Raw genomic sequence first — 18,479 nt, forward strand, 5'->3', positions numbered from 1 at the left:
CATTTTTTGCCTTCTGATTTCTTGTTGATGCTCATATTCTCTTTCTTTTGCTTCTTGCTGCATTTTTTGACGCGTACGCTCCAGAATATCTGACACTTCCAGTAAGCCATCTAAACGATTTTCTTTTTCTTGGAATTGATGATACGACAACTTCAGTTCTTCCAACTCTGCTTGGCGTGCTTCCCCATTTTCTTTGACTAACTCTTGCTTGAGTTGTAGAACCTCTTTCGCTTTTTCAATGCGCTCCTGTACAGTCTGGTACTCTTCTATTAATTTTTGGTCTCGTAGTACCACTCGCTTGAACGTATTTCCTTTTGTTTCTAACTCTTTCTTCTCTTCTTCTGCTTGCGCTAAGACTTGTTCTGCCCGTTGAACTTTTGCAATTTTTTGTACCACCGCAGACACCCGTGAAATATGTTGTTCTGTTATCATTTTTTGCACAATCACTTTATCTTGTTTCTTTTGCAATTGTGCGTGACGATTCGTAAAATCATACACCGTACCACTTTCTTCATTCCATATTTTCATATGAACCAATACCTGACGTTCTTTTTGACTGAGCAAATGACAATTCGTATACAAGTCCTTCAGCTCTGGATACGTTTCTCCTACATAGCGAATCGCTTGTTCTTCTAATACCTTTTTCGCTTGTTGTATACGTGGTAATTGTACTTCCGCTATCCTTTCTTTCCGAAGCGCTTCTTTTTCTATTTTCTCTACATTCCACTTCATTCGTTGTAAGCTATATGCCATATGATTTACATCAATTCCCATTTGAGTGAACCATGTTTTTAATTCTCCCAATCTATATTGTTGAGAATTTGTTTTTCTCCACTTAGAAGCGAGTTCTTGATACTCACCTACTCGCTCAATCGCAAGTTCATACTCCATCTTTTTCGTTCTTGCTTCATTCAATATGATCTTAATTGGTGTATCCGTTACTTGTTCTTGCAACTGGTCAATAGCCACAGACACATTGTGATACGTTACTTCTTTCCGTAATACTTGTTTGGCTTCCTGTAAAATCTTTTCTTCTTTTTTCTGTACCGATAGTTTTATAGCGTAAGACATACTTTCTTCTTCTGTTACATCTCTTCCCATACTTTGTTTCCAGCTAAACCATGTACCCTTAATCGGGCTATTTTCCACTACACCTAATGACTGCATATACGATGCTGTTTTCGGATATTGTTTCAACTCTTGTTCGCATCGTTCTACTAAAATCTTACGAGCTTTCACTAACACTTTTGCTTGCTCAATAATGTGATCCACACGTTCCGAACGTTTTTGTTTTTGTTCCGCCACTTTCCATTTATGGAGTTGCTTTCTTCGCATATCAATGGCATCAATGGTTACTTCTTTTCTGATAATTTTTTGTGCTTCTGATAACACTTCATTTTCTTTCACTCTTTGCACAATCATGCCCATAGAAAGTGAAGGCGATTGTTTCATTTCTTCTAACAATTGAATCGCAATTTCTGGGTGCTTTTCTTCCTTCCAATCACGAAGATATACGCTGTATCCCTGACGAGAAAGATAGGACATCGCTTGCAATTCATACCACTGAATGGCTTGCTTCGTATCCTCTCTTTGTGCTTGTAATATATTCATATTTGACACATAACGAGTATCCGAAATACGTCCATCATTCTGCTGTTTTTGCATATTCTTTTCCCAACGATCTAACAGGACTACATGTGATTGTAGGCGTTCATAAGTTACAGATTGCTTCATATGACTTTCAACCTTTTCCATAACCATGTCACGCTCGACCGCTTCTACAAGTGACACCATATCTTCTGTTTGTAATTCTTTCATTTTTTCATACATGCGAACCGAATATTCACCTTGTAATTTCATTGGTTGTTCTTGAATATATACGTGCAGATGTTTCTCTTCTAACTGTCGATAAGCGGATGTTTCAATTTGCTCTTTTAACCATGTATAAGAATGTAATTTCTGTTTCGATTTATTATCTTGTAAACGTTCTTGTTGTTTCGTAACAAGCTCGTTTTTTTTTTTGAAGAGCGACATATCCTTTGACGGATATCTCTACTTTTGAAATCGAATCTGTTTCTTTCTTTTGTTGTTCTTTAACGAGCGATTGTCTCTTTTCTTGTAAGGAAATGAGACTCTGATTATAGGCTTGTACACGACGATTATATTCTCCTGTTTCTGTACGAATTCCACGTTTCTCTAACTGATATTCTTTATAACCGACATGCTTTGTTGGTAACAACTCAATTCCTCGTTCTTCGTAAGAACGATGGTCAATTCTCTCTTGTACATTTTCTTTTTCTAAAGACAAATTTGCATACTTCGCCCATGCTTCTCTCCATGCAAGTAGATTTTCTTTCTTATCCCAATCTCTATTCTTCTTTTTCACAAATCCATCCTGAGAAATCTCACGAGTTGTCAATAAAATGTGGGCATGAGGATTATTTTTGTCATCTCGGTGAATGGCAACATCAGCAATCATGCCTTGTTGTACAAATGTATCATGTGTAAACGTTAAAACAAGTTCTCGTTGTTGTTCTTCTGACAATTCATTCGGGATTGCTACAACCACTTCTCTCGCTAAGCGACTGTTCCCTCTTTTCTCAAAACGTTCTACTTCATTCCATAAATCTTGACGACGAAAAACCCATGATGGTGCTTCAGAAGGTGCTAGGATATGCGTCTCAGGTTTCACGGTACGAGAGTAGTATTTCGTTTCTTTTGTTCGTTCACAATACAATGACTCACCACTTCGATACGCAGCACTCGCTACTACATTTTGTTGTTTCTTTCTTGAAATTGTTTTTACCTTTAAATGATAGATCGCCATATCCTAGTTCACCTCCTCAAATTTGATACTTCCACTATACAAACCCCGTAGGGAACAACCGATGTATTTCGGTTGGTAAAACGTACAAACTGAAAGTTTGTGTAAGTGCGCACTGTACGTTCCTTACAGTGAATATTTTACCATCTTTTCTTCTTTCTTTCTATAATTTTCTGAATTATTTTTATTGATTTTATTATCCACACAAATTATAATTGATGTACATAGTTTTTCTATCTACTGGAATTCAGGTGATAAAAAATGAACCATGAAACAGAGCTAAAAAAGATTGAACGAGAATTAGAGTACTTAAAAATCACAAAACGAGAATTGCAATTTCAAGATAAACAGCATGATAGAAAAAAACGAACGAAACGATTAATAGAAACTGGTGCATTATGCGAAAAATACTTCGATATGTACCACATGACAATTGAAGATCGAGAGGAAGTATTTAAAATATTTTCTAATTACATCCAAGCGAACACACCTAATCGTTTTCATAAAAAAGAAAATACTTAGTAGATTAAAAAAGCAATTTATAAAAGGTGGTATATTACATGAGTAATAAAACCGAAGAAAAACTAAAAGCACTTCTAGAAAAAGAAGAACAACTCAAGAAAGAAAAACAAGAATTAAAAAGAAAAATGAAACTTGAGGAAAAGAAAAAAAGAGAGAAACTGTGTAAAAATACTGGTGAACTAACAGAGAAATATTTCAATATTGAGCATCTATCTATCGAAGAACGAGAAGCTTTATTTGAATCAATTTCTATTCGTGTTAATGAAAAAATCGAGAATCTATTTCCTAGCGTACAGCAAATAAACAACATTTCATCTGAAGATGAAAATAACAGAATTGTTACCAATCATTCTCCTGTAGCTCTGTAGACTTTTTAAAGTAACTATACTCATACAAAAGGAGATTATTATTTTTATGTATCTGACAACGTACGTTGCGTTAAATATGTTTGATAGTACACTTTCATTCATCCAAGCAAATAACCTAGAACAAGCTTTTGAAAATCTGAAACATTCCTCATTTGATTTGGAAAAAACGTGGAGAATACATGATATATCTTGCTATAGTAAAAAAGATGCAATGATGATATCAGCTCACAATAAATCCGACAATAATTATGTTCGTTATCTCATTATGAATAAGAGAAAATGGGATGAAGAAAAAGGTAAATTTCAAACTGTATTTAGAGAGATATCTTATCACAATAAGTGATGAAACCCTCTCTTCATTTTTAAATTTTTTTGTGAAAGAAGGACTTCACTTGATTCAAATAAAAAGCTCCCTATTGAAACGTGATGTTCAATGAAACATTGTATGAAATGCAATAATATAGTTGAACACCTAAGTTATAGTACGTTACGTAAAATCAAAAAATCCGCCGCTGAGTTCAAGCATTCGGATAAAGAAGAAATGCACAAAATTAAAATCTCCGCACTTCAGTTTTCCAACAAAAAAATTTGTGAATATTGCTATTTAGAAGATTTAGCATACCTCACAACAATTATGCGAATAAAAGCAATACAACAAGAAAAATCCCTGTCTTAGAATTTCGTTTCTACGAACAGGGATTTTTTACTGCCATTATTTTTTGAGACTCATTTGTTTTTTCTTCATTTGTTCTTGATTCCATATAAGGTGATATCTTTAATTTCCTTCAAATCTAATTTCTCTCTCTCCCATCTATAATTCCCTTTAACGATTTTCCACCTTGTAGTACAAACGTACAAGGCATCTTCTTATGATCTAAATATTGCATGACGAAATCCAATTCTATATACTTTTCATTTCTCCCTTTCTATTGTACAAAATGCTAAAAATTAATTATCAATTCCCGAAAATTATCATCTTGAACTAATCGCCAAATATTGTACTCTCATCAACGTCATCCAAATAAGCATTAGCTTTTTGTTTCTCTTCAATTGACTCTGATTCTTGTTGTGCTTTTATTTTCTCGCTCATATCCACTTTCTCAATATGCTTTTCTTCTTTCTCGACTTTTTCTTCCTTTACTTCAGCAATTGGAACATTCTTGTTTTGATGAACATTATTTATATTCGCGTTTTCTAACAACGCTGAAATGTCTTGATAAAACTTTTCCTTCATGAACAGATCTCTTTGCATTTTCTTCGATACTTCATAATCTGTTACATCATCTATTCCGTACTGATCTACAAAATGTAAAACTAACGTAATTAACGATTCAGATAGATTCGTTTGTGCATTGAGCCAATCATAAAATTTTGGATTTGTCTCTTTTTTAAAATTCCAATTGTATTGTTCTCTCTGTTTCTGTTTACTCATTTCTTAGCCACCTTAGAAGCCAATTTCTTACTTAAAATCTCCATACCTCTAACATTCATTTCTGTTGCATAAGTTGGTGAGATCCACAATAATTGCATATCATTTACTTCACAAAACTCAAATGCTTTTTTATACAAATCTTCTTTTAGTGCAATGCTTCCTCCCCCGTAAACCGCGAGAACTTCAGCTTGGCTAGCTGTTTTATAAACATATGCTTTTTCGATATCATCATAAATCCCTTGAGCTTGCATATAACGAGTTTCTTCTAAAAATTCTACAGCCTTATCATGTTTTTTATCATTAGGATCAGTAACTAATTCACTGAATTGTTGACGATTGATATCTACGCCACCCTCATATTCTTCTTGCAACAATTTAATTGCTCCCTCTATTGCATGACCAATCCCTCTTTTTTCTCCCCAACAAGCGTCTGGAACAGGGTTTAAACCCTTAGAGAAAATGTATTCAGAGGTACCATCTCCAATATCAGCGTGCAGAATTTTTTTGTTTTTAAAATATTCACCATTTACTTCTTCTTCTACCATTAGATTAGCTTTTCTCTTTTTAACCTCTTTATCATCTTCTTTACTATCTGTTTCTTTTTTATACAACTTATTAAAGTCATCGAACATATCTTGATTTCCTTCAAAGATGGCATATAAAGCTGGAATACCTTCGCGAGTTACTTTTACAGTTTCAAATTCGATTTGTACTGTTACTTTTTCTTCACCCACATACACGATCACAATATGCACATTTTCTTTAAAACGGCTTTCTAGAAAACGAGCTTTCTTTCCTTCATATTCAGAAGCTGGAATTGCTAATATTAGTGATGCAGGTACCTCTATACTTTTTGGTAATTCTCCTACTTCTTCATAAATCGTTTGAACCGCTTTAGTTGCCATGACAGATAGAACATTAACCACTGGTATATCTCGTTTATATTTATCTCCTAATTCAATGTCAAGGCTATCAGGCTTACCGTTTGAGTGTGCAGCACGATATCCTACATAGAATTTCCCATCACGTTCAATTGCATCACTCGTTACATGAGCACAAATCTCATTCATTAAGTTAGTTACGCTTTGTTTTAAACTTCCTTCTTTATTTGTCACGCGGCCAAATACACGCTTATTTACATCTGGTAGTTTGATTACCTTTCCACCATTAATCACCATTTTTAATTCACTATTTCCGATATCAGCGACTGTCCTCATCATCATATTCAAAAACCACCCTTTTTATATATTTTTCATACGTTTCCATACCTTAATTATATTATAAACCATCCACCTTTAGATTTCAATGGAATACGCATTAAATTTATATAATTTTTATATATTTTTTACATGAAAATTATATAAATTTAACTAAGAAGAAATCCGTATACACTTTTCATTTATTTTTTTATATGTAATCCATACATTTAATATATGAATTACATATAAAAAGAGTGCATTAAAAACTTAGACAGGGGTTATGTATAAATAAAATATATAATCAGCGCATTTTTCATATAATTAAAATATATTTCTCCTGCATTTTAACAAATTAGACTTATAAGATAATCGCAAACCAAAGGGGGATCTGAAATTATGAATTTAATGAATCGTAATAAAATCAGTGTTGTTGGCTTTTCTACATTTGTAAACGGAAACTTGTTTTTCAAAGTAAATGGAAGTTTTGAACATAATGATATTATTCAGAGGTATTGAGATAAAAAATGTGCTCATTTACATGAGGATTGTATAGTTTCAGAAGATGCCAGCCTGATTGTCGATACTGTACCAGCAAATGATGAATATGGTTATGAACTTAGATTATTAGCAGTATGGAATAATGCACAACGTAAATTTCGTTATGCGTATGATGATGTTGGGATGGAAGCGGAATATATGGGTTTAGTTGTTCAAAGGGGAATTTAATACCAATGTATGATGAACACCCTAATTGGATAAAATTTTGTCGGTATTGTGATTTTAGAACGGATAATTCAGAATACAGCCCTTTACCTTACTAATTAAAAAGACAAAAAGGAAACTCTAAGCTATATTTCGAGTTTCCTTTTTTTAAAATCATCGGTCCCCACAATCAAACAGTGGTGGAATACACATTGTATCTGTCCATGGTACCGGACTGAGCGTTCTTTGCGAGGGAGGATAAGGAATGGACGGATTCGCCTTTCCTAAACGCTTGAACCTATGCAAATAGGTTTGAAGGTCTTCCAAACCTGTTTGCCTGGCTAGCGCCGAGCGAGTCCCTTCCAAGCTTGGAAGGGGTTGGGGATGGTTGGCTTACTTCCAGAATTGCCACCATCGCTTCTTTTTTTTCTTTTTTTGTTTAGCATCTAATACTTCTCGCAGTGTTTGCAGCAATAATTCATCTCGTTTTTTTATGCTTTCATCGACATATTTCCGCAATTTCTTCATTTCTTTCCTGATCCTTGCTATCTCATCTACTGTGTCAATTGGTGAAGAGGTGTCCTGAGGTTGTTTAATTTGTTTGTTTTGATTGTCCACATTGTCCATTGTGTCCTCACTATTGTTTGAACTGTTTACAACGTTGCAAACACATTCAGGAATTGTCCCAAAACCTTGTTCATGTAATTCCATCATTTGTTTAAATAGCTCTACATCACGGGTTGAATACAATATTCGGCCATTCTTTTTCTGGAATGTATGTCCTGAACGTCTGAAATGCCCCATATATGTCCGTAATGTACTTGGGGATATATTTAACTTGTTTATAACGTCTGAACTGTTTAATGAACGTTGTAAACGTTCTAAGGGGATGACTTGACTCATACAATCAACTCCTAATTACAATTTTAGAGATTAAGTGAGTTGCTGTAGCAATTCTATGTGGTTTATGAAAACCCTTGTGTATCCCTAAAACTAGTCAAGTTTCCCTAAAAGTTTTAATTCTATTTATGAGGTTTGTCAAAATCCCCTATGAATCTTAAATGTATTAAAGAATAGAGTCTTTATTAATTTTTTCACTTTATATGTATAAAAACATTTATTAAGTAATAATTTCAATAATTATATAGAAGGTTCAATTATTATATAAAAAATACAAATACTATATAGGCGAAAAGAAAACCCTGAAAGCCCTTGTGGCTCTAAGGGTAGGTTAATTGTCTGGCAAAATTGAATCGAAATACTAACTTATCCATAAATACAACAACAAACTATCCAGTTTCACACAAGTTTTATAAAAATGTATTAAGGTATGTACAATTTAATTAATAAATTACTAACAATTTCACAAGTATTTAGACGTAATTTAGTATATGGAAGTACAAAAAAACAGTAGGGGAAGGAAAATCAAACCTACTGTTTTTTTGAATTATAGGGTAATAGAAAGATTGTCTATTTTATTTCAACATGACAAATAGCCCTGTCCTTAGTGACTTTTTTGAACAAGGCTCATAATCTATTCATTTTTTAAATTTAAGTAAGTCTGAATGCATCAGGTACATCAATATCATGAGAAATGAGTTCCAGTACAAGTGTATGACGCGTATCATCGTCTAAATATCGTTCCGCCCATGGAATAAACGATTCACGCAGTTTTGCTCGGATCATGCCACCAATTGATTTTATTTTTTCTCCAAGTACTAAGAAACTTTCACATTGATCCATTGCATAACTCATGGTATAAGTCATAAAATCATCACGAAGTTGTTTATTTTTAATATATGTAGCGATTCGTGATACTTCTCCTTTATAAGAAACAATAATGTCTTTACGATCTTTAGTGGTTAATGCTATGCCAATGGATTCAAGACGGGCTGTTGCTTCTTTACGCATTTTAGCTTCAGTTTGCTTAATCTCAGCTCGGTCATTTTCAATCACACATGCAGGATTCATGCTAACCGTAAATTGAGTGATAACGATTTGTTGGATTTTTTCACGTATGCGAGCTATCCGTCCTTTACGTGGGTTTCGAACCTTTTGTATAGCAGCATCAAATTTAAAAATTGGCGAGATGATTTTTAAGTAGTTTCGCACCTTTTTCGCATTGCGTCCTAAACGTTTCTTTAAGCCGTCCATGTTACGAACACAAGAATAATCTTCAATGGAATTTTTACTATTTTTAAATTGATGAGTAAAGTGGGTACATAATCCTAAAAATTCAATAATACCTTTGCTGTCACGATGGGAAACTAACTCTTTTAAAATAGAAGTCTCTAATAATGCATGAGGAATTCGAAAATATGAAAGTTTTCCATCATTATCTTTTGTTTCTTTTGCTGTACGATTGAATCTTGCATAGTTGCAAATTTCATACACTGGAATTTTCCCGTTAATAAAAATTTCTCTAACAGCCCCAGAATGAAGCAAAGCTTGAAAACCTGTATGAATAGTTGAATAGGGAATATCAGATTCGTTCGCGATAGTAGATAATTTAAAATCACGAGGAAGTCGTCCTAAATCATTCACCTTAAAGTGAAGTAAAATAAGAGTAGCTAATGCAGATGAAGGTAAAGCATATTCACCAAGTTCGTTATTCTTGATTAAATATATACGAAGCTCATCAAAGAACTTTGGCCCATGCATGAGGTATTTTGATTTTTGATTTTTTTTACTAAATTTCATGTTTGTTTTTAAAGTTTTTGTTTCTAACTGAATATTGTTAGTGAAATCACTAGCACTTAGGGTTTCAAAACTAGTTACCATAAAAAAACCTCCTATTTTTTCCACCGCAAATTTACGGAAAAATAGGAGGTTTTATATTCACATTGTATGTGTATTATGGTATAATTTTAATATCAAGTATGACATAAAAAAGAACCACATATACTTATAGTGTGAATTAAAACCCTATCTTTTGGAGTTATTAATTGGTATCGAGTTTGCCGACCTGAACCAATTAATAACTGTGCGGTGGGTTTTTTTTCTGTTTTTTCTTTGATTATAATAATACAGAAATTATGTTAAGTTTTCAACTTATATTTAGTATGTTAATATTGTTTAAGAGATACTTCTACATACTAGTTTAATGTTTTTTTAAATAATTTACAAATAAGAATTGAATTATAAACCTTAAGAAATTAAGCTTTATAAAAATAGAGGGAAAGGCTATATGCCTTTCCCTCTATTTTTATAATTTAGAAAGTGAACATATTGTATTAGTTCTTGTTCAATTTGATTTTTGAGATCTGGATTTTTGGAAAGTTCTTTATGTAATGTTTGAGCTAATAATGCAATTTCTCTCTTTTCTTTACTTTCATTGTCATTGAATTCTACGGAATTACCTATTAAATAGTCAGTAGAAACATCAAAGAATTGTGCAATTCTAATTAAGGTTTTGTAATCAGGCTCTGTTCCAACATTTTCCCAATTAGATACATTTGTTTGTTTAACACCGAGTACTTCTCCAAGTTGTCTCATACTTAGCTTTTTATTTTTGCGTAATTCTTTTAGGCGTTGGCCAAACATATAAATCCGCCCTTTCGTTAAAAAATAGTTAAAAAATTAATTATATTTAAGTTGACTTTAGGCTTTAAGCCGAATACAATGTAAATAAGGGGGTGACGAATTGACTACAATACGTAAAATACGTGAAACTAAAGGATTTAGTATTAAAGATGTTGCAACTATTTGCGATATTCCAGTAACTACTTTATATGATGTAGAGACTGGGAGAAAAGGAGTATTAGCCAAAAGAGCACAAAAAATTTCTGACCTTTTAGGCGAGCCATTAGATAGATTATTTATTCCGACGTATTATCGAGCTAAAATCACATAATTCCAATTAACTTGATAAGTATACCTATATAATATACATTCAATGTACATTGTATAGGAAATAGGAAAGATTTCAATCATTTTTAACTGCAAGTAGAAACTATGTTCATGAAGTATATTTTTTTGTTCAACTTAGACTGAATTTTTTTAATATTAAATATATTTAGATCTTTGAAAATTTCATACTCAAAAAGGAGCTACTAACAATGACGAAAAGATTCGTGTATTCCAAATCCTTGGCCTTGGTGATGAGCTTATGTATGTTCTTCATCAGTGTACTGATTCCGATGAAATCTGCGAGTGCGGAGGTGATTCATCGTGAAAATTACGAGATGAATTGGGCTTACAGTCCACAATACGGAAAAAATGTCCGTACAGAGCTTTTGAAAAACGCCAGTGGTCAAATTGCGTATTGCTTGGTATACGGGCTCAAGTCTCCAAATGGTACAGATTTACCAGAGGTAGGACGAACGGATGATGTTGTCTACCGTGTACTATTAAATGGATATCCGCAAAAAACGCCTGAACAACTAGGAGTTTCTACATGGCAACAGGCTCATTACGCCACGCAGCTGAGTATCTGGCATGCACTTGGACAAATCAATACAGGTGAGTTGCAATTTAAAGATGCAGCTGTGGAGCAAGCAACGAAAGCCATTACGTATGCGGCGGATCATACAGGAGACACACAAGAGGTTTATATGAATGTACAACCGACAGATAAGCAAGAAGCTACGTTACATGGTGAGTATTTTGAAACCACAACCTATGCTGTAGAAACGAATGCAAAAAAAGGTGAGTACAAGATTCAATTGCAAGAAGCACCAGCTGGAACACGAGTTGTCACAGAACAGGGAGAAGCAAAAGAAACATTCCAACTAGGTGAAAAATTCCGTGTACAAGTGCCGAAATCCTCTAAAAGTGCGGAATTGTCATTACGAGTAACTGCCAACCTGACAAATCAACATGCGGTGATGTATAAAGGTACAAGTGTGATTCAGGATGCAACGGTTCTATTAGAACGTAGTCAAGAGAAAGTAAGTAAGGATTTACAAGTCTTTTGGAAAGCGGTAGGCGGTTTGAAAATCCTTAAAGTGGATGAAAACAAGAAACCACTGGCAGGAGCAGTATTTGAGGTGTTAGCTAGCGACCAGAAGAGTATGGGAACGATTACAACAAACGACAAGGGCATTGCCTCTTTAGATAATATTGAGATGGGAACCTATGTCGTGAAAGAAGTAAAAAGTCCTGTGGGTTACGTGTTACAGGATACACCACAAACGGTGGAAGTAAAAACAGGCGAAATCGCAAACATCACAGCGGAGAATCACAAAATAAAAGGGAATGTGGAAATCAAGAAGTTGAGTGATAATGGGAAAGTCCTTCCGAACGTTGAGTTTACCGTATATACAGCGGATGGAAAAGAAGTAATAAAAGTTGTGACAAATGAGCAAGGAATTGCAAAAGTAGAGAACCTTCCTTTCAACAAGTATTTCTTTAAAGAAACGAAAGGAGTAGAAGGCTATCTTGTAAACGAAACGAAATATCCATTCGAAATTAGCGAACAAGGGAAAACGCTCACTTTCACAGTAGAAAACAAAGAAGTCAAAGGGCATGTTCAGCTTCTGAAAGTGGATGCAGAGAATCCGGATCAGAAACTAGCAGGTGTCACGTTCCTTCTACAAAACAGTGAAGGAAAGACAGTTAGCGAACATACCACAGATGAGCACGGACTTATTAAAGTAGAAAACCTTCCGTTTGGCATGTATACATTTGTAGAAAAGAAAACGTTAGAAAACTATGTACTAGCAAAAGAGCCAATTCCGTTCCAAATTACAGAACAAGGAAAGACAATTGAATTGGTGGCAAAGAACAAGCAAATTAAAGGGGAATTAGAACTAACTAAGGTTGATATCGCAGATGGAAATAATAAATTACCAAATGCAGAGTTTACGATTTTTAATGAAAAAGGTGAAGAAGTTGTAAAGGGAAAAACAAACGAGCAAGGGATTGCGACATTCAAACTTCCGTACGGGAAGTACACATACAAAGAAACGCAAGCACCAGATGGATATGTCTTACATGAAGAAACATTCTCTTTTGAAATTAAAGAAGAGGGAGAAATCATTAAGCATATAGTGAAAAATGCAAAGAAACCAGTACCAACGCCAGAAACACCAGAGAATCCAATAGAACCAGAGAAAGAACAAAAACCCGAAGTGCCAGCACCGACACCAGAGAAACCACAGCCTGAACAACCAAAAGTAGTAGAACAGCCTGTAAAAGAAAAGCCAATTGTGAAAGCAGCAGAACCAGCACCAAAGAAAGTAGAACATAAGCTTCCAACAACAGGTGGAAAAGCAGAGAATCCGTATTGGATGTGGATTGGTGGAGTTGTAATGTTATTAGGTGGATTTGTCGCAATTCGTGCCTATCGTACAAATAAAAAGGCAAATGAGTAGGATATCAATTGTATGAAAGGGTGAGGTACAGTGGTGAAATATCGATTAGGCTATGATTATGTATTCATACCAAATGCAACATTCTCGCATAACGGGGAAGACGTGAGCTCAATGAGTGTCTATGTTTTATTTCAAGTGTTCGATGAAAACGGACAGGAATGTTTATTTGAGTCAGAGGAATTAGAAGACCAACGTCTTTCTCTAAAAAATGGAGAATCTTGTTACCTAACAAATTTAGTGAGGTGCTCGTTTGACAAAGAAACCATTCTCTCCTTTGAACGGAATCAAAGTGTATTAAAAGATAGTGGGTATACCATAGAATGGACAATTGATTCGTATTCCAAAGATGTAGGGATTGGGTTTGCTGAAGCACAGGAAATTTCAAAAGAAGAATGGATGGACATGATGGTACAGTATCGAGAGCTGTTTGATAATCGGGATAATGACTCAGCACAAAGTTGTGCGTATTTTACCGAGAAAGTAACTGTTTGACACAAGTAAATGAATGATTTTCAACGACAAAGGGTTGGTGGGAAACGGAATAGTATAAAGGGTGTCAGTTGAGAGAATCATCTAAAAGGAAAGGTAGGGAGAAAAATGCGTGGTGTAAGTATGTATAACCAAAACCAGAAGCGATTTGTAGGCGGTACAGTTGGGAAAGGAAAGATGTATACCCTCCACTTGGATGAATATATGCAGGCAATGGCAATTGCGAGAACATTTGTCAAACCAGCGGAACGAGAAGGGTTTTGGGTAGAATCGGCTATAGAATTATTAGCAGGCTGTATGATGTATTTTCAAAAAAAGAGCGGAGAACTCCTGTATGTTGATGTGGACCAAACATTAGACTTGCTACAGAAAGCAACCGAACAAGAGGACTATATAACAGAGTTAATGACGTCAATTGGAGAGAATCACCCATCGTATCATATTTTTAAGAAAATTGATCCTTCAGAACGTATGACAAGGACAGGGATTATTGAACAGTTAGTTTCCATTCTTAGGAAACACTGTATCTATCAGCGATATCTGAAAGGGCTAGAAAGGGGCAAAGGGGTATGAATCAGCCATTGACGAAACACTCTTTGGTGGTTGGAAAGTCTGGAGAAGGAATGGGCCAAAGCTATATTTTGGAAGGGGAAAATAGTAAGTTGGTAAAGGCAAAGGGATATCTGTCCCAAGAAAGGCTTCAGGAAGATGCTTATGAGGTGGAAGAAACGTTCCATTTTTTTAGAGGGTGTAAGAATGCATGTTTACTAGCCATTCCAACATGGATAGCTATATTACTGATATGGTTTCTATAATGAAAATCCGAAAGATAGGTGAAAGAAATGTTAATCGGGGCTACTGAAATCAAGTTTGAAAAAGAAAACCATTCGAATGTGTACGTCGTTGGTCCTACTGGTGCAGGAAAAACACGATGGTATACCATTCCAAATGTGAAGCAAGAAGAAAAGAACATCATCGTTGTAGAGAGCAGGAAAAAGGAAATCTATTATGCTACCAATCAAACAAAAGCTGAGCAGGGATATGAAATCTTACAATTGAATCTCCTTCATCCGCTATTTGAAGAACGCTTACAAGACATGGTAGTGAACGCTACACAACAAAAGTTTGTGTTATATATTTCTGTCAATCTCATTGATAGTACGTATCAAGAGCGGGGAGATCGTCTTCAAAAAGTATTCGACCTACTACAAGAAAAAACAGTAGAAAGAGATGTACATCTCTATTTAGATGAGTATGAGTTGTATCCCATTCCCAATCTCTTGCATGTCCTACAAGTTGTGAAAGCCAAAGGAATTCATATTTCCATGATTGTTCAGTCACACGCTCATCTCCAACAGGTTTATGGGAAACAGGTTGCCAATCAAATTGCTGGGGAGTGCAATCAAATCCTATTTTTTGGCACAAATAGTATGGATGATGCAAAATATTTTAGTCGAATGAGTGGATACGATCAAATGGAACTTTTTTTACTACAAAATGAAGTGATTGTACTCGATACGTATTATCTTCCAAGAAAAATCCCAATTAAGCAGGTAGATTGCAATCACTAGATGACTAGAGAACTATACAAATGGAGGGTTCAAAATGACTAAGAAACAAGCATTTCTGAAGAAAGTCACGATTGTAAGTGGGACAGTGCTTGCGCTGTCTTCTCTTACTGGGTGTTTTGGAAAAGAAGAAGCATCATCTAAAGAAAAAGGCAAAAAGAAAACAGAAGAAGTAAAAAAAGAGAAGAAGCCTGAGAAGGAAAAGGAGAAGTCAGAGAAAGAGAAGGAAGGAGAAAAGGAACCGCATCCTACCGATGAAAATGTCATGCATGTATCTTCTAAAAAAGAATCTTCTCCTATCTCTACCACGATAGCAAAAAAATATTTAACAGAAGATGAGACAAAGCAATTAACAACGATTCTTCAAACGAATCAAAAATCGAAAATAGAGCAAGAAAGGTTACCAACGCCTGCAATCGAACCACCAAAAATAGAACCATCACCGCCAGTTATCTTGACACCATTAGGAAATACATCAAATGCAAAAGAATCCATTTCACTTGAAAAACCTACGCCACCAACCAATATAGAAAAGCCGAAGGTGAAGGTAGAACTGCCAACAGAACCTGATAAGCCTACGCCACCAGTCATTATGCCACCAACAGATGATGGAGGAGGGGATAAACCGAAACCGCCCGTTATTATACCACCTACAGGTGGAAATGGGGGAGATAAGCCTAAACCACCCGTAGACCCGCCTATAGAGCCGGAAAAGCCGAAACCAATCGTAGATAGCGAAGCACCAAAAATGACAGTAAAAGAGAATCTAACGGTACAAAAAGGACAGAATCTGAATCCTCATCATTTGGTTACCGTAACCGACAACATGGATCAGAGTCCGTTATTATCGATTAACGGGAACTATGACACAAGTCAAACTGGGGAAATGCAGGTAGAAGTGGTTGCGATTGATAAAGCAGGTAACCGTTCTAGTATCAGGGTAACAGTAACCGTTATCGACCCCGAAGCAGATAAGGATAGGGAAGCGCCTGTGATCAAAGCGAAAGAGAACATTACAGTGACAGTTGGTCATATTCTTTCCGCACAAGATTTAGTTACTGTAAGTGATAACAAGGATGCGAATCCAATTGTTTCTGTCGGCAAGTACGATACAAGCAAAGCAGGAGAGATACAGGTAGAAGTTATTGCGGTAGATCGCTCTGGAAATCAGGCAAGTGTCATGGTTACGGTGAAAGTAATAGATGTAAATGAGAATAAAGACACGGAAGCGCCTGTGATTACACCAAAAGAGAATGTCACCGTAAAAGTCGGAGCAAAATTATTACCACAAGATTTGGTGACCGTACAAGATAATCAGGATGCAAACCCCACAGTAACGATTGGAGCGTATGATACGAGCAAAGCAGGAGATATTTCAGTAGAAGTGATGGCAGCCGATAAAGCAGGAAATCTTTCTGTTACGAAAGTGGTAGTCAAAGTAGTAGAAGAACAAAAGCAAGACCCACCTGTTGAAGCACCAAACGAACCCGAGAAACCATCATCTACAGAAGACACATCCAAGCAGGCGCCAATGGAACAAGGAGGGCAAGTGTAGTGGGAATGGGGGATTATACTTACGCACGTATGCTCTATACAGCTGAGCAAAGTAAGAAAGGGCAGGTGTTTATCATTGACCCAAAGTCGAATTTGGGAGAGCTAGACATAAAATGGGGAGAGAAGAGAGGGAGTGGTTGTCATGAAACAAAAAGTAAAAAACTTGTTTCAAAATAAAATCATTTGGCAGTATGCAATGTTTGCGATGATATGTGTCATTATATTTACTCCACATACTGCTTTTGCCGCTGGTGAAGAAGACCAGATTAAAACAAAGATTAAAAGTATTGTAGATGCTGTTTCGACTATTATTCTATTCGTTGCCCCATCCGTTGGAGCTTGTATGTTTGGATGGAAAGGAATCAAAATGAAGCTCGCAAATAACCCATCGGAGAAAGCAGAATGCAAAGGCGATATGCTATCGATTGTGATGGTGACAGGCGTTATTTTTATGGGAACATTAATTGTGAATTTTGTGGTTGGAAAGTTGAGGTAAAGAAAGATGAGTCCAAAACACATTCATATTCCAAAAAATATTGAGGCGAAGTTTGAGTTAATTCCGAATACGGGTATAGGGTGGAAGGAGATAGGCTACTATCTTCTCTTCCTTCCACTTGTTGGCGGAACATTGTATTTGTTACCGATTCATATTTTTGTGCAACTTGGATTAGGTTTAGTCTTGTTCGTTCTATTTACGGGGTTACTTGTGCTACCAGCGATTCAAGGATGTAACGTGAAAGCAGGTGCATACTTGCTAGATGTATTTCGTTTTCATCGGCGAAAAAGAAAGAAGCAAACGATCTTGTTATATAAAAAAGAGTAGGTAGGTGAGAAAATGGGTTTCCAAAAATGGCAAGAAAAACGAAAACAGAGACAACAAGCAAAACGTACACAGAATTTAATTCCGATTCAAACGTTGTATCATCAAGCGATTCTGACGAAGAAGCAAACCTTGATTGTGGGCATTCGGGTGGGGACGATGAACTTGGAATTAATGGGTGAGGAAGACAAACTAGAATTGATGGAGGAATTTGGTGCGATTGTGTCAGGAATTCCATGCGAATTTCAAATTGAGGTTCTGGCAGAACCTGTTGACTTATCGGATTATGTGGAAGATCAGAAACAAAAGATAGAAGAAGAATCGAATGCCATGCGTCAATTATTAAGAAGTGGATATGTTTCTTATCTAGAGAACTCCTCACACGCTCAGAATACGCTGAAAAAGGCACACTACCTTCTTTTGAGGGAGAAAGTACAGGGAAGCGAAGAAAGTATCCAGAACGGGATGGAAACACTGTTAGAAAGAGCGGAGATGTTACGAGAGAATTTAACAGAACTTTCAGAAGACGGTCTAGAATGTCATATCTTAAATGCTCATGAGATTGTTCAAATTCTTCAGGTGCATTTTAACAACTATCAAGCACGTATTAATCGTTTTAAAGAAGTGTCCTCGCCCTATATTACAGTGAAACATGCCAAAAGAAACATAAAAGGAGGGGAATAGCTC

The 18,479-nt window shown here is 35.6% G+C and carries 21 protein-coding genes; 14 read left to right on the plus strand and 7 right to left on the minus strand.

The genetic code is table 11. The annotated features are described in order from the left end of the window. Positions 1–2,034 (minus strand): Mobilization protein (locus tag QCI41_RS28625; protein WP_353839252.1); only part of this gene is annotated, 2,034 nt, incomplete at its 3' end. Further along, a complete protein-coding gene (mobQ, locus tag QCI41_RS28630; protein ID WP_353838945.1) occupies positions 1,973–2,827 on the minus strand; it encodes a MobQ family relaxase in 855 nt (284 codons plus the stop codon). The genes mobQ and QCI41_RS28625, both read right to left, overlap by 62 nt. A gap of 258 nt (positions 2,828–3,085) precedes the next feature. Between mobQ and QCI41_RS28635 the strand changes: the two genes are divergently transcribed. The 3 genes from QCI41_RS28635 to QCI41_RS28645 are packed head-to-tail and all read left to right on the plus strand — an operon-like array spanning position 3,086 to position 4,057. Beyond that, on the plus strand, positions 3,086–3,346 hold the full coding sequence (locus QCI41_RS28635) for a hypothetical protein (protein ID WP_086387548.1): 261 nt from the start codon (positions 3,086–3,088) through the stop codon (positions 3,344–3,346). Positions 3,347–3,384: 38 nt separating this feature from the next. Next, a complete protein-coding gene (locus tag QCI41_RS28640) occupies positions 3,385–3,714 on the plus strand; it encodes a hypothetical protein (RefSeq protein WP_000066816.1) in 330 nt (109 codons plus the stop codon). 46 nt (positions 3,715–3,760) lie between these two features. Beyond that, positions 3,761–4,057 (plus strand): hypothetical protein, encoded by a 297-nt coding sequence (locus QCI41_RS28645; RefSeq protein ID WP_353838944.1) that lies wholly within the window; start codon positions 3,761–3,763, stop codon positions 4,055–4,057. Between the two features lie 639 nt (positions 4,058–4,696). On the opposite strand, the gene QCI41_RS28650 is transcribed toward QCI41_RS28645, so the two are convergent. The 5 genes from QCI41_RS28650 to QCI41_RS28670 form a co-directional block, all read right to left on the minus strand. Beyond that, positions 4,697–5,146: a hypothetical protein gene (locus QCI41_RS28650; RefSeq protein ID WP_144489169.1), complete on the minus strand. Its 450-nt coding sequence runs from the start codon at positions 5,144–5,146 to the stop codon at positions 4,697–4,699. After that, positions 5,143–6,369 carry a ParM/StbA family protein gene (locus QCI41_RS28655; protein ID WP_340945844.1) on the minus strand — a complete coding sequence of 409 codons (1,227 nt, stop codon included), beginning with the start codon at positions 6,367–6,369 and terminating at the stop codon, positions 5,143–5,145. Before QCI41_RS28655 ends, QCI41_RS28650 begins: the two co-directional genes overlap by 4 nt. Before the next feature lie 1,071 nt (positions 6,370–7,440). Beyond that, entirely contained in the window at positions 7,441–7,950 is a 510-nt protein-coding gene (locus tag QCI41_RS28660) for a MerR family transcriptional regulator (protein ID WP_353838941.1), read from the minus strand. A 648-nt stretch (positions 7,951–8,598) separates the two neighbouring features. Beyond that, positions 8,599–9,828 (minus strand): hypothetical protein, encoded by a 1,230-nt coding sequence (locus QCI41_RS28665; protein WP_353838939.1) that lies wholly within the window; start codon positions 9,826–9,828, stop codon positions 8,599–8,601. Between the two features lie 402 nt (positions 9,829–10,230). After that, on the minus strand, positions 10,231–10,590 hold the full coding sequence (locus QCI41_RS28670) for a helix-turn-helix domain-containing protein (protein WP_000467904.1): 360 nt from the start codon (positions 10,588–10,590) through the stop codon (positions 10,231–10,233). Positions 10,591–10,690: 100 nt separating this feature from the next. Between QCI41_RS28670 and QCI41_RS28675 the strand changes: the two genes are divergently transcribed. From QCI41_RS28675 to QCI41_RS28725, 11 genes are all read left to right on the plus strand, one after another. After that, complete coding sequence (locus QCI41_RS28675; protein ID WP_000207879.1) at positions 10,691–10,900, plus strand: helix-turn-helix domain-containing protein; 210 nt, start codon at positions 10,691–10,693, stop codon at positions 10,898–10,900. A 205-nt stretch (positions 10,901–11,105) separates the two neighbouring features. Further along, a complete protein-coding gene (locus tag QCI41_RS28680) occupies positions 11,106–13,361 on the plus strand; it encodes a SpaA isopeptide-forming pilin-related protein (RefSeq protein ID WP_353838938.1) in 2,256 nt (751 codons plus the stop codon). Positions 13,362–13,394: 33 nt separating this feature from the next. Continuing rightward, positions 13,395–13,853: a hypothetical protein gene (locus QCI41_RS28685; RefSeq protein WP_353838937.1), complete on the plus strand. Its 459-nt coding sequence runs from the start codon at positions 13,395–13,397 to the stop codon at positions 13,851–13,853. Positions 13,854–13,958: 105 nt separating this feature from the next. Then, the gene (locus QCI41_RS28690; protein WP_353838936.1) at positions 13,959–14,423 is read left to right on the plus strand and encodes a hypothetical protein; all 465 of its coding nucleotides are present in this window, start codon (positions 13,959–13,961) and stop codon (positions 14,421–14,423) included. Beyond that, positions 14,420–14,665 (plus strand): hypothetical protein, encoded by a 246-nt coding sequence (locus tag QCI41_RS28695; RefSeq protein WP_340882702.1) that lies wholly within the window; start codon positions 14,420–14,422, stop codon positions 14,663–14,665. The genes QCI41_RS28690 and QCI41_RS28695 overlap by 4 nt, the downstream gene beginning before the upstream one ends. Before the next feature lie 27 nt (positions 14,666–14,692). Continuing rightward, positions 14,693–15,421 carry a type IV secretory system conjugative DNA transfer family protein gene (locus QCI41_RS28700; protein ID WP_340882699.1) on the plus strand — a complete coding sequence of 243 codons (729 nt, stop codon included), beginning with the start codon at positions 14,693–14,695 and terminating at the stop codon, positions 15,419–15,421. Positions 15,422–15,455: 34 nt separating this feature from the next. Then, positions 15,456–16,973, plus strand: coding sequence for a hypothetical protein (locus tag QCI41_RS28705; protein WP_353838935.1), 1,518 nt, complete (start codon positions 15,456–15,458; stop codon positions 16,971–16,973). Then, positions 16,973–17,149 (plus strand): hypothetical protein, encoded by a 177-nt coding sequence (locus QCI41_RS28710; RefSeq protein WP_002180661.1) that lies wholly within the window; start codon positions 16,973–16,975, stop codon positions 17,147–17,149. Before QCI41_RS28705 ends, QCI41_RS28710 begins: the two co-directional genes overlap by 1 nt. After that, positions 17,115–17,468, plus strand: coding sequence for a TrbC/VirB2 family protein (locus QCI41_RS28715; protein WP_000810964.1), 354 nt, complete (start codon positions 17,115–17,117; stop codon positions 17,466–17,468). The genes QCI41_RS28710 and QCI41_RS28715 overlap by 35 nt, the downstream gene beginning before the upstream one ends. Positions 17,469–17,474: 6 nt before the next feature. Beyond that, a complete protein-coding gene (locus tag QCI41_RS28720; protein WP_000074652.1) occupies positions 17,475–17,795 on the plus strand; it encodes a hypothetical protein in 321 nt (106 codons plus the stop codon). A 12-nt stretch (positions 17,796–17,807) separates the two neighbouring features. After that, positions 17,808–18,476, plus strand: coding sequence for a hypothetical protein (locus tag QCI41_RS28725; protein ID WP_353838934.1), 669 nt, complete (start codon positions 17,808–17,810; stop codon positions 18,474–18,476). Positions 18,477–18,479: the final 3 nt, after the last annotated feature.

The organism is Bacillus cereus group sp. MG4, assembly GCF_040460055.1.
Taxonomy (GTDB): domain Bacteria; phylum Bacillota; class Bacilli; order Bacillales; family Bacillaceae_G; genus Bacillus_A; species Bacillus_A wiedmannii.

Coding starts and splice junctions, on each gene's coding strand:
- mobQ (WP_353838945.1), bottom strand. CDS start 2,827: ATGGCGATCTATCATTTAAAGGTAAAAACAATTTCAAGAAAGAAACAA.
- QCI41_RS28635 (WP_086387548.1), top strand. CDS start 3,086: ATGAACCATGAAACAGAGCTAAAAAAGATTGAACGAGAATTAGAGTAC.
- QCI41_RS28640 (WP_000066816.1), top strand. CDS start 3,385: ATGAGTAATAAAACCGAAGAAAAACTAAAAGCACTTCTAGAAAAAGAA.
- QCI41_RS28645 (WP_353838944.1), top strand. CDS start 3,761: ATGTATCTGACAACGTACGTTGCGTTAAATATGTTTGATAGTACACTT.
- QCI41_RS28650 (WP_144489169.1), bottom strand. CDS start 5,146: ATGAGTAAACAGAAACAGAGAGAACAATACAATTGGAATTTTAAAAAA.
- QCI41_RS28655 (WP_340945844.1), bottom strand. CDS start 6,369: ATGATGATGAGGACAGTCGCTGATATCGGAAATAGTGAATTAAAAATG.
- QCI41_RS28660 (WP_353838941.1), bottom strand. CDS start 7,950: ATGAGTCAAGTCATCCCCTTAGAACGTTTACAACGTTCATTAAACAGT.
- QCI41_RS28665 (WP_353838939.1), bottom strand. CDS start 9,828: ATGGTAACTAGTTTTGAAACCCTAAGTGCTAGTGATTTCACTAACAAT.
- QCI41_RS28670 (WP_000467904.1), bottom strand. CDS start 10,590: ATGTTTGGCCAACGCCTAAAAGAATTACGCAAAAATAAAAAGCTAAGT.
- QCI41_RS28680 (WP_353838938.1), top strand. CDS start 11,106: ATGACGAAAAGATTCGTGTATTCCAAATCCTTGGCCTTGGTGATGAGC.
- QCI41_RS28690 (WP_353838936.1), top strand. CDS start 13,959: ATGCGTGGTGTAAGTATGTATAACCAAAACCAGAAGCGATTTGTAGGC.
- QCI41_RS28695 (WP_340882702.1), top strand. CDS start 14,420: ATGAATCAGCCATTGACGAAACACTCTTTGGTGGTTGGAAAGTCTGGA.
- QCI41_RS28700 (WP_340882699.1), top strand. CDS start 14,693: ATGTTAATCGGGGCTACTGAAATCAAGTTTGAAAAAGAAAACCATTCG.
- QCI41_RS28705 (WP_353838935.1), top strand. CDS start 15,456: ATGACTAAGAAACAAGCATTTCTGAAGAAAGTCACGATTGTAAGTGGG.
- QCI41_RS28715 (WP_000810964.1), top strand. CDS start 17,115: ATGAAACAAAAAGTAAAAAACTTGTTTCAAAATAAAATCATTTGGCAG.
- QCI41_RS28720 (WP_000074652.1), top strand. CDS start 17,475: ATGAGTCCAAAACACATTCATATTCCAAAAAATATTGAGGCGAAGTTT.
- QCI41_RS28725 (WP_353838934.1), top strand. CDS start 17,808: ATGGGTTTCCAAAAATGGCAAGAAAAACGAAAACAGAGACAACAAGCA.